Raw genomic sequence first — 11,180 nt, 5'->3', positions numbered from 1 at the left:
AAAAATTATTATTAAATTTTAGACGGAAAAGTACTTAAAATAGCGTCAAAAAATGCTTAGCGCCTGCATTGATCGCATCGCAATCATCGTTAGTAAATGGTGTTAAATAAATATTATTATGAAGAGAAAACCTTTGGCTAATAAGGATAACTGTTGATCGAGCTCAAACGTCGCCATCTGAAAAAACAAATACTTAAACAGGAAAGACATATAAAACACTAGAAGCCTCGGCTGAGGCTTCTAGTATAGTTTATTGCATTAAAGGTCATTCGCATAATCGACATCAGATAAAATGATCTTTAATTTCCCCTGCGGAATATTATCCAGACGATTTCGCGAAGTCGCATTTTCTGCATATACTGTTACACGTCCAGGCGCATACTCCACAGAATAGGAAATACCTTCAAAAGTAGCTGGCAAAATCTGATAACTTGCTTCACCGTCAAAACTAATTGCCGTGGAAACAAAGCCTTCTTGTAAGTAGTATTGGGTTAAATCATCTACTGCAACATCATAATATGCAATTCCACTCATCGAGCTCCACTGCCCGCTATTCATATTTGCAAAATAGGAGGTGTTATCAACTCCATCGTTATCATCCTTCTCACAGGAAAAAAATAAGACTAACCCTATGGTTCCAAGCAAAGCTGCTAATAGTCGTTTTTTCATTTTTCTATTAATGTATAAATATTTACTTAAAATCGATTGGTAAGTACTATAGATCTACGCCAAAAGATCGGTTTTCTGATTCCTTAGTTTCGTACACAGCGTATAGACTCAGCAACCCGCGTATAGTTATTCTCACCCCATAATATGGCTGGCCCATTCCCACCGCCAGTATACGTATAATCGCCAGAAGTATAAAATTGCTGTGCACCATTTCCTGCCGGCCAAGTAGCTAAATTGTCTATCGTCCAATAACCCGAGATCATAGGGCCTTTCGGAATATTCAAAGTAATATTATAACCGCTTTGCCGGCCATTGTCATTCGGCTCTAGATTGTTGTATCCGGCTAATGGAATTGTTAGCTTTTGCGCATGTTTAGGATAGCCGGTATTGATTACCGTATTTGCATCGGCATATTGCAACGCTAAAAAGCCATTACCCATACCAACTGGGTTTACATTCGGACGTGTATTGGGGGAAAAAACCTGTTCCCCAATGAGTGCTCTTAATTTATTAAACTCTTCTTTGGTCGGCATGCGCCATGTTCCTTTAGGATATACATCTCTACACACATCGTGATCGATGGAAGGAAAATAGTAAGTACCGACAGCTTGATTCCTATCCACATTATTTAGTGGATCAGCCATAAAAGAAAATGGATAGAAATACCCATTGATGCGCGTATCGAATGCTTTTAAATTGCTTCTTCCCCATTTTACTCCAGCAACATTAACGGCAGATTCCACCAATTTCACGGGTATTTTATAGGTAGTTCCTCTTAAAAACGTGATATCACTCGTATTTTTGATCGCTGCAGTTGAAGCATTGTAATTGACAAATGAATTATTGTTATTATTATTGGTATTTGAAACTGTTCCATAATCTTTTTTTAGTATACGGAAACCGCCGAGCTTTAGATTTAATGCATTGGCTTCAACCTTGGTCGTATTGTCTATCGTATACAGACTGTAGCCATATACGGTGTAATTTGTTGGTTTTACCACCGCTGTGGAAGCGGTATAAGAGGTAACATTGTTATATTCTCCATCAAATATATTTAAATCGCCATGTTTCAATATACTGCTGGTTCCAGCCATTAAATCCATTTGGGGAGCACCTTCAATTGTACCAAACGCCCCTAGACTGTTAATTTCAACCTGAATCCGTGTGGTATTTCGTTTAAATGTAATAGCTAAATTATTACTCCCTGAATTGCTTTTAAACGAGCCATTCGCCCAAAGTACATCCTTATTTTTCAATTCCTCCTTGTTGACCAGACCATTCTTTACATCAGGTACATTTCCGGCAGCATTGGTTGAAAAAGCATACCAATTGTATGTTTTATTCGCATCTATCTCAATTGGAGCTGTATTTGAAGCACCCGAAGTAAGAACCACATTTGCAATGGGAGCCCCCGTATGATCTACATCGGCTGCGTCATAGATAAGCAGTCTATACTGGATGCCACTGGCCATTCCTGTTGTACTTGCCATAGAAGCTAAGGCTGCAGGACCTGCACCGGCGGTTCCCTTTGTAATAGTTTCACTTTCCGGATCACTTTGTTTTCCCATGCTCACCATGGCGTCAAATCCATCAAAAGATATCATCTTCTCTTCGGCAATAACAGCCTGAGATAGATCATTGGCAACCCTTCCCTTACTTGATCCTTTCAGTGCAATCTCCGAAGCGAAGGCAATGCCAGCAACACGCACAGAGAGTGTAGTTCCGGTTGAATTAAGTATAATTTCTTCCTTATCCTTAGAAGAACAAGCACTAAAGGCAATTGACATTCCACCCAGAGCCAAACATAATTGTGCTAATCTTTTAAAATTACTTTTCATTTTTACTTACTTTGTTTGGTAACACTTAAAATTCTGAAACACCATCGCCAACAGTCCCCTGATCTGTCCAGTCGGTAATATTGGGCTCGTTTGTATTGACCGTTGCTGAACCCGCCGCGATGGAATATTCCATAACCAAGCAATTTACGGTTAGTGATGGAGAGCAGTACTTCATTTTTTCTACTTTTTTTACTTCTTTTTTCATGATTTTTTAGCATTTATTTTATTATACCTGATCAGTTCGCACTTTTATCTTTCTCAGGTAAGGTCATATGAAAAATAGATCAGCCAAGTGTGTTGCTTATTCTATCCATTAATCTTACTTGTATAACTTCATTGACCTGCTTGTTCTTGTTCTTGTTAGTGATCGATGCCAAAAGTATCGCTAACCAAACCTATCAGGGGATTTTCTAGACCAACCACTATTTTTTCTATACAAAATCAAAAAAAACTAAATACGATATCATGCGTCTCAGAAAAAACATCGCAGGCCAAAACATATCCTATTGTGTTTTGTTGTAAGAAAAAATGGATACACATTTAATTAGATAAGAAAAATATACGTTAAAAAGTATTTCTCGGACAGCGGGATAAAATATTCTATACATTACACTGTTTTTACTAGACGAAACAAGTGTATCGCAAACCGAACAATGAATTAATAGCCTTATCTTTACGCCAGATTTTTCAACAGTTCCTATGAAGAATAGCTGTGACTTTATAGAGACTAGTTTATTATAAAATAAAAAAGAGAAATGAGATGTATCATTGTTGACGACGAGCCGCTGGCAAGATTAGGCATGGAGATATTGGTCAATGCCCATCCGCAGCTCAAATTGATCGGGTCCTTTAAAAGCCCGATTGGGATCTCAAATTTCATTACCCGAGAAAAAATAGATCTTGTTTTCCTGGATATTGAAATGCCGGCATTGTCCGGTTTGGACTTTGCGGATATGATCCGTCATAAAACGCTTTTTATTTTTATTACAGCCTACTCCCAATATGCACTCAAGAGTTATGAGTTAAATGCGGTGGACTATTTACTCAAACCGGTGGTGGAAAGTCGCTTCATGGATGCAATCGAAAGAGCCTTTTTACAATACCATGCCTTAGAGGATAAAAAATCCGGCACCTATGGCGATCAACAGGCGTATGTAATGATCAGAGCTGAACGGAATAATTTTAAAGTATTGCTCAAAGATATTATTTACATTGAAGCATTGAAGGATTATGTGATTGTCTATTCGACCACTCAACAGTTTATCTCCTGGATCAACCTCAAGACTTTCCATAATAAACTCCCACAGGATCAGTTTATACGGATAAACAAAAGTATTATTGTCAATAAGAAGCATGTTAATTCATATAATAACAAGGCGGTGATGATCGACAATATGCAATTCAAAATCGGCAAGATTTATTGCGATAATATTATACTACAACTCAGCCAGATACTATAGGCTTGTCATTTTCAAAAAGTAATTCTTTAAAATTGTTTCATATGTTACAGAAACATATCTTCGTATACACCATTCTTTATCTGTTTTCATTATCAACAGTTTTTGCACAAAAGCCACAGGCGAAGTCGCAAGAAAAAACGCAGCTACTTTCTGTAGAAGATAATGATGGTGATTATTTATTGGCCATTGAGAAGGTCGGTGAAGTATTACAGACCGCATCTATTGACGCTGAATTTACAGTAGATGTATTTTTAACCTTTAGCGATATCAAAGACGCGGTTCAAGATCTTCAGATCATCTTAAAAAGTGTGCAATCTCCCCATCTCAATGTCCGGAATCAGCAGATGTATCTCACGGTACTCGAACAATTAAAAACACGTATTGCTAAACAATGTGATATTATAGATCGGCAAGACAGTACACAAAATGCCATACAACAGCGTTTAGTCGCCTTGAGCAAGGACAAAATGATAAACATACTAACAAAGGATACACTACGCCAAAAGCAATTCAAGAAAGAATTGGCAGAACTCAGCACACGCTATAAAAAGACAGCAACCTTACTGAGTGAAAATGCGAAACTCCTTACCGAAAAGAAAAGAGAAATACTAGAAAACGAAACTGCTATTTTCTATGCTTTGCAGACTGTCGAAGACCGTCTCCAAAAAATGAAGATTGCACTTATTAAAACAGAATATCCATCGTTATGGAATTCTGAAATCGCTACCAAAAGTAATCAGCCGTCGCTTGGTCTGAAAGAAGTGACAACAGTGGAAAAAACGGTCAATCTGTACTATTTTAATCATATCCGAGGCGGACTTATCTTATTCACATTCTTGATGTTAGCACTCGTACTATACGTTAAGGGAAACCTAAATTATATCCGAAAAAAAGGCTATTTTGAGAACCTCGAAAAACTCAATTTCAAATTTCTCAACCGAGCTGTTGCTTTACCCATACTCCTCATTGGGATTTATATTATTCTCCTTTCCAATTTATATGCACCCGCTGTATTCACAACATTACTTTATTTCGTGCTATTATTGAGCATCTATTTTCTTCAAAAAGGTTGGCAACGAAACAATCATCACACCTGGATATTTCTAATTGTTTTATTTACGGTATTTAGCTTTATCAATTTATTTGTCCCTATCAGTTTAATAGAACGTTATATATTTATAGCAATTAATGTCGCTGCTATCTATTTTATTATCAAACAGCTCAAGGATACAGGCAACACGCTTTTTAATTCTCTTTTTTTTCGAAAAGCAGGTTATATCTTTATTTTCCTCTGCAGCGCGTCTATTCTTTTTAATATTTTCGGAAGAATGTCTCTCGCACATAATATTAGCCTCACTGCGACAATCGCACTTACTCAGGTAATTGCACTTCGTGTACTAATAAAAATCATCATTGAAATTATTTTGCTCCAGATCTATCGCATTCGTGTGCAACGCGGGCTTTTCAAAATCTTTGACCAAGAGAGCTTAACAAGCAATCTCAAAACACCATTTATAGTTGTAGCCATCTATATTTGGATCGTTGTAACCACCGCTAGCCTTAATCTCTGGTCAGGTATTGAAAACAGCTTAAGTGCCCTATTACACTATCCCCTCCATATTGGCAATTTTACTTTTAGCTTGGATAATATTCTATTATTTTTCACGCTTATATGGCTGGCTCATCTCCTACAAAAATATGTTGCCTATTTCTTTGGCGAAATAGATGATGAGGATGAAGACAATCTAAACAAAAAACAGCATTCCAGATTACTGATTATCCGATTGGTTGTAGTCATCGGAGCCTATTTATTAGCCGTGCTGGCCTCAGGAATGCCATTGGATCGAATAAGTATTATTATTGGCGCACTTGGCGTCGGTGTGGGACTGGGACTACAAGGAATCGTCAGCAATTTTGTATCTGGTGTAATCCTTATATTTGACAGATCCATCCAAATTGGGGATATTATTGAATTAAGTTCTCAAGCCGGTCGAGTCAAGTCGATGGATCTGCGAACGACCAAAATCAATGCGTCAAACGGTTCCGAAATTATTATCCCAAACAGCAATTTGCTTTCTCAAAATATTACAAACTGGACTTATACCGACAACAGAAAGCAGGTTGAGATTACACTGACTATAAAAGGTGAACTGTCCACTGAACAGATCAATCAGCTCATCCGACAAGCGGTAAAGGATAATCTATTAGTAGATCAGTCAAAACCCTGCCAGATCTACTATAATGCACTGGCAAAAGAAAGTTATGGTGTATTGATCAGATTCTGGTGCAGCATCTACCGAACGGATGAAGTGCTCAGTACAACACGGTTAAATCTGTACCAATATTTTGGTAATCATGGAACAGAAATAACAATTTAATCGTGTTAATACATGATATATTCGATTATTTTTTACCATTTCAATATTTTTTCTATACGAAAATTAGCACGAAGAAGTCCAACATTGTATGATTACTGCTAATTTTACGACCAGGGCTATTTTTAGTCTTTAAAGCGTGTTAGGAATAGTACAATATCCATAGTAGATTGAACATGAGATGTATCGTTATTGATGAGGAACCTCGAGCAAGGTTGGCGATTGAAGATTATATATATGCACATCCGCAGCTAGAACTGGTCAAGTCAGCAATAGATCCTGCGGATATCACAACGCATATTGTCAAAAAAAAGATTGAACTGGTCTTCTTGGACATTAAAATGCCTGCATTTGCGATACTTGAGCTCGCCAAAATCGTGCGGGATAAGGCTTTACTCATTTTTGTCAGTGCCTATCCACAATATGCACTGGAAAGCTATGAGCTAAATGCGGTAGATTATCTGCTCAAGCCCATACCACAAGAGCGATTTTTGGATGCCATTGAAAGAGCATTCTCCCGCCGCATCGGTCTGCTGAAAAAAGCAGCCGAAAATCTACCTGACCACCTAATAGAAGAAGGTGACAAACACCCTATTAAGATCTTTTTCCGCGAGATTCTCTATATCGAAGCGCACAAAAACTTTGTAATCATCTATACCATTTCCCAGCAAATTTTTTCGCAGGCGAACCTTAAAACAATCCTTGAAAAATTACCGCACCCTCAATTTATTAAAATAAATAAAAGTACAGTGGTCAACAAAGAGCATATTACCGCATATAACAACAATATTCTTATTCTCAATAGCCAAAAATTTAAAATTGGACAGGTCTATAGAAACAACTTGATTATAGAATTAAAATAAAATACAAAAAAATCCTGCATCACTGCAGGATTTCCCAAACAAAACCACTTATTTAATAAACATGTATTTCTGATCAAGAAGAAAAGATTTTAGATTCCAAATCCAATCCCCACAGTCCATACACGATTTTTGATATCGCCCGATAAATTTTGCCTGCCGGCAATATTGGTCAATCCAAGGCCATATCCACCATGGATTAAAAATCCGTTAGAAAACTGATATCCCGTCATAAAATTGAGTCCAAAGTCTGTTCCTTTCAGCGTTTTGTCACTTCCGAAATCAAAATCCAAATCAACAAGGTTTGTATTTCCATCACTATTATTGCGATCCAGTTTATTTTTCCCACTCAATCCAAAACTGACGTAAGGACCAGCGCCAAGAAAAAAATGACCAACACCGCCTACAGGAAATTTACCCACTAAATTGACCGGAATTTCCAGCCACATCGTATTTTGCTTCAATTCATAATCTGAATTTCCGAGCGATACCTCAGCAAATTTGGCCCCTTTTCCCTGCAAAGATATCCCCGGCTGGATCGAAAAGTTACTTGCGATGGGAGCATCCAGATAGCCGGTCACATGAAAGTTAACGGTCGATTTACTACTATTACTACCACTGCTATAAGATGGTATACTGACACCACCTCTGATACCATAGCCAAATTGTTGTGCTGATGCAGCAAGCCCAGCTGTTAAAATTACTGTTGACAATAGAAGTCTTTTAATCATTTTATTTTTTTACTTAGTTTTATTATTTAAAAAATACAATATTGAACCATAAAAGATTCCGCATTACTACGAAATCTTTTTTTCGCTAAATTTCACGAATATATATTTTAAATAATATATCAGCCTATATTGCTACTCCCCTTATGATTGTCCAAAATATACCGATCCTGATTTTTCTTTTTCTCCCGTATATACTTCCGTAGCCAGGCAACAACTGTCCGGCTATCGTGGATCTGATATTTCACCATAGCTTCTTCCAGCCAGAGCTCACCATTAACTAACTCATTGACCACGTTTTCTTTCGTGTGTCTGGAATAACGATTTCTAATTTTTCTTTCCATGATTTCCTATTCAAATTTGAGGGTTGTAACCATCATTGTGCCTAACAAAAACCAATAATTTCATCTTCGTCTTATTATGCTATAATAAGTCTGCAGAATCAATGAGTCAAAATTAATATGCACACTGTCCTGCAAAAGATTATACTATACCAAAGCTTTATTTTACTAGACTAAACTTAAAGCATTTCGTATTTGCAAGATGATTAAAGAGACTATCGTGGAATCTATTAGTAAGAAATCAATTTTTCGATTAGCACCAGCACAACATATATCGGCTAAAAAAGATAAGGCATGCTAAGTATAGCATGCCCCACCATTAGATTACAAATCTTTATTTACATGAAACCTTTACTAAGGTTAATCGAAATTAGCTATGATTAGATCTTTAAAGGATTATACTATACCAAGCTAGGAATTTTCTAGATAAAAGCTATTTTCTTCTCCAATCTCAGTTAAACCGATTAGCTACTTTAATCTGTTCAGTTATCACGACAACAAAACGATTCGCTGTACCTTTCATTAATAAAGACAACCGTCTCTTACTGAACAAATTTTCTGGCAAGTATAAACTAAATCTTTAGATGATTTATAGGGTTAAAGCACTTACTTACCAGGCATTCTCCTCAGATTTTTTAGCTATTAAAAAAAGGCGTATTGCAAGCAATACGCCCGATTTTGATCTAATCATCTACCTAGTGATCCAAATCTAACTATAAACCTATCTAAAGGTTCTCAAAAGTATCATTTATGTGATAAGCTAAAAACAATACTATACTAAAAATATATTTTCCTATATCAAAAGTAATCCACTACACCTATAAGTAACCCAATAGTTTCGCAAACAAAACAGTCTCCTGTCTTCTAAAAATTCAGTTGCTGTTCCAAAAATATGACATCCTGATCTGTAACATCCAGATGAGTAACAAAACGAACAAGCTGTTTCCCAAATGAAACCGCTAAAATACCGCGTTCTTTTAATTGTGAAACAAAGGCAATGGAATCCATCCCTTCGTTTAGCTCCGCAATCACAATATTTGTTGTTACAGGATAGACGCTTTTAATCTTTGTGTTATTTTGTAGTAGACTCCCAATTGCTTTTGCCCGCCGATGATCATCTTTGAGCCGATCGACCTGATGGTCTAATGCATAAATCCCTGCTGCGGCTAATCCACCGGCCTGGCGCCAACCTCCGCCCATTACTTTTCTAAATCTTTTCGCTCTCTTTATCAGCTCATTTGTTCCGATCAACAGCGATCCGACAGGACATCCCAAACCTTTGGACAGACAAATGGATATGCTATCAAAAACCTGCCCGTAATCTTTTGGGGACTGTTCCGTTTCGACCAATGCATTAAATAAGCGTGCTCCATCCAAATGAAGGATTAAGCCATTTGCTGTACATACCGCTTTTATTCTTTTTATTTCTTCAAAATCATAGATACTACCACCACCTTTGTTGACGGTATTTTCCAACGACACCAATCTGCTTAATGGCTGATGAATATCCTCCGGATTATTAATTGCTGCTTCCACCTGTTTTGCTGTCAGCCTTCCCAAATCGCCGTCCAATGTACGTACAGAAGCAAAAGCATTGAGCGCTATCCCTCCACCTTCGTAAAGATAAATATGGGACAGTTTGTCACAGATCACCTCTTCACCGGGTTGCGTATGCACCCGTATGGCCAGCTGATTGGTCATGGTCCCCGTAGGACAAAACAAAGCCGCTTCCATACCAAATAGGGCGGCCACTTTATGTTCAAGTGCGTTCACCGTCGGGTCTTCACCATAGACATCATCCCCTAAAGAGGCGGCTTGCATAGCTGCCATCATTTCTCTTGTGGGAAGGGTGACGGTGTCACTTCTTAAATCTACTTTCATCGTTATTTAATTAAAATGATTCAATAATATTCGCGCAAACCTGATGTGTATTCCTCATCAGCAGTCAAGTGGCCTGATAGGCTGTCGATCACGGAAAGTCATAAAATCTTCGCGGGTATATTCAGGACAGGCACCTTCTTGTGCTGTTATAAAAGCACCCAACGCAACGGCTTGCTGCATAATCACCGTAGTATTTGCCTCATGATCAAATCTTTGGGATAGAAATCCGGCTAGAAAAGAATCACCGCTTCCAACGGTATCTTTCACGGTCACCGGTACGGTAGGGTACAAATAAAAGTCCCCTTCTTTAGCATATAAGGCCCCTTTACTGCCTTTTGACACAATGATTTCGGGGATTGCAAAACTATCCTGAAGATAGCTGATACTGTCCCGTTCATCACGGTATTCCTTTCCCATAAAATCCAATACCATCAGCAGTTCGGCTTTGTTGAATTTGGCCAGCTGTGTCTTATAAAGCAAGTCCCTGATCACCTGTTTATCATAGAAAGGTGGACGCAAATTAATATCAAAGACGTTATAGGTACTGGACTCCAACAATTGAAATAGCGTATCTCGGGATACCTTATTTCGTGTGGCCAGCGTTCCGAACACCAATGCATCAGCGGTTTCTATCAGTTTTTGATCCTGTTCCCTGCAGTCAATATAATCCCAGGCGACCTCGGATACAATCTCGTATTGTGCGTCATTGTTTTGATCTATGGCAGCGATCACCGTACTTGTCGGATAGGTGCTACTGCACTGTATTCCGGCGGTGGAGATATTCCAATGCCTAATTTTTTCGAGCAATTCACGCCCCAATGAATCATCGCCTACACTACTGATCATGGAGACGTCGATGCCCATGCGAAAAAGATGATAGACCACATTAAATGGTGCTCCACCAAGCCTTCTGCTGTTCGGAGGAAAAATATCCCAAAGGACCTCCCCAAAACAAACAATTTTAGTTTTATGCTGTTGCATGATCCTGTTTTTTATTGTTTTATCTTATCCGTTATTTATGATTTCTT

9 protein-coding genes are annotated in these 11,180 nt (G+C 38.0%); 3 read left to right on the top strand and 6 right to left on the bottom strand.

The genetic code is table 11. From position 1 onward, the window contains the following. Positions 1-258: 258 nt before the first annotated feature. The gene (locus AC07UV_RS11345) at positions 259-669 is read right to left on the bottom strand and encodes a hypothetical protein (protein WP_495183820.1); all 411 of its coding nucleotides are present in this window, start codon (positions 667-669) and stop codon (positions 259-261) included. Positions 670-752: 83 nt separating this feature from the next. Further along, positions 753-2,507, bottom strand: a complete 1,755-nt coding sequence (locus AC07UV_RS11340; RefSeq protein ID WP_495183819.1) for a hypothetical protein — start codon at positions 2,505-2,507, stop codon at positions 753-755. 755 nt (positions 2,508-3,262) lie between these two features. On the opposite strand from AC07UV_RS11340, the gene AC07UV_RS11335 reads away from it, so the two are divergent. The 3 genes from AC07UV_RS11335 to AC07UV_RS11325 all read left to right on the top strand — a co-directional run bounded on the left by AC07UV_RS11335 (position 3,263) and on the right by AC07UV_RS11325 (position 7,205). Further along, a complete protein-coding gene (locus AC07UV_RS11335; protein WP_495183818.1) occupies positions 3,263-3,967 on the top strand; it encodes a LytR/AlgR family response regulator transcription factor in 705 nt (234 codons plus the stop codon). 41 nt (positions 3,968-4,008) lie between these two features. Beyond that, complete coding sequence (locus AC07UV_RS11330; protein WP_495183817.1) at positions 4,009-6,345, top strand: mechanosensitive ion channel family protein; 2,337 nt, start codon at positions 4,009-4,011, stop codon at positions 6,343-6,345. A 173-nt stretch (positions 6,346-6,518) separates the two neighbouring features. Further along, positions 6,519-7,205 carry a LytR/AlgR family response regulator transcription factor gene (locus AC07UV_RS11325; protein WP_495183816.1) on the top strand — a complete coding sequence of 229 codons (687 nt, stop codon included), beginning with the start codon at positions 6,519-6,521 and terminating at the stop codon, positions 7,203-7,205. An 89-nt stretch (positions 7,206-7,294) separates the two neighbouring features. On the opposite strand, the gene AC07UV_RS11320 is transcribed toward AC07UV_RS11325, so the two are convergent. The 4 genes from AC07UV_RS11320 to AC07UV_RS11305 form a co-directional block, all read right to left on the bottom strand. Further along, positions 7,295-7,933, bottom strand: a complete 639-nt coding sequence (locus AC07UV_RS11320; RefSeq protein WP_495183815.1) for a porin family protein — start codon at positions 7,931-7,933, stop codon at positions 7,295-7,297. A 119-nt stretch (positions 7,934-8,052) separates the two neighbouring features. Next, positions 8,053-8,274, bottom strand: a complete 222-nt coding sequence (locus tag AC07UV_RS11315; RefSeq protein ID WP_495183814.1) for a hypothetical protein — start codon at positions 8,272-8,274, stop codon at positions 8,053-8,055. An 861-nt stretch (positions 8,275-9,135) separates the two neighbouring features. After that, complete coding sequence (locus tag AC07UV_RS11310) at positions 9,136-10,152, bottom strand: threonine aldolase family protein (RefSeq protein ID WP_495183813.1); 1,017 nt, start codon at positions 10,150-10,152, stop codon at positions 9,136-9,138. Positions 10,153-10,209: 57 nt separating this feature from the next. Beyond that, positions 10,210-11,133, bottom strand: a complete 924-nt coding sequence (locus AC07UV_RS11305) for a carbohydrate kinase family protein (RefSeq protein ID WP_495183812.1) — start codon at positions 11,131-11,133, stop codon at positions 10,210-10,212. Positions 11,134-11,180 lie beyond the last annotated feature (47 nt).

Source organism: Sphingobacterium sp. GW821-FHT03E03, from assembly GCF_059420745.1.
This window is presented reverse-complemented; position numbering and strand designations above follow the sequence as displayed.

Excerpts from the sequence above, each read along its gene's own strand:
- AC07UV_RS11345 (WP_495183820.1), bottom strand. The coding sequence starts at position 669 with ATGAAAAAACGACTATTAGCAGCTTTGCTTGGAACCATAGGGTTAGTC.
- AC07UV_RS11340 (WP_495183819.1), bottom strand. The coding sequence starts at position 2,507 with ATGAAAAGTAATTTTAAAAGATTAGCACAATTATGTTTGGCTCTGGGT.
- AC07UV_RS11335 (WP_495183818.1), top strand. The coding sequence starts at position 3,263 with ATGAGATGTATCATTGTTGACGACGAGCCGCTGGCAAGATTAGGCATG.
- AC07UV_RS11330 (WP_495183817.1), top strand. The coding sequence starts at position 4,009 with ATGTTACAGAAACATATCTTCGTATACACCATTCTTTATCTGTTTTCA.
- AC07UV_RS11325 (WP_495183816.1), top strand. The coding sequence starts at position 6,519 with ATGAGATGTATCGTTATTGATGAGGAACCTCGAGCAAGGTTGGCGATT.
- AC07UV_RS11320 (WP_495183815.1), bottom strand. The coding sequence starts at position 7,933 with ATGATTAAAAGACTTCTATTGTCAACAGTAATTTTAACAGCTGGGCTT.
- AC07UV_RS11315 (WP_495183814.1), bottom strand. The coding sequence starts at position 8,274 with ATGGAAAGAAAAATTAGAAATCGTTATTCCAGACACACGAAAGAAAAC.
- AC07UV_RS11310 (WP_495183813.1), bottom strand. The coding sequence starts at position 10,152 with ATGAAAGTAGATTTAAGAAGTGACACCGTCACCCTTCCCACAAGAGAA.
- AC07UV_RS11305 (WP_495183812.1), bottom strand. The coding sequence starts at position 11,133 with ATGCAACAGCATAAAACTAAAATTGTTTGTTTTGGGGAGGTCCTTTGG.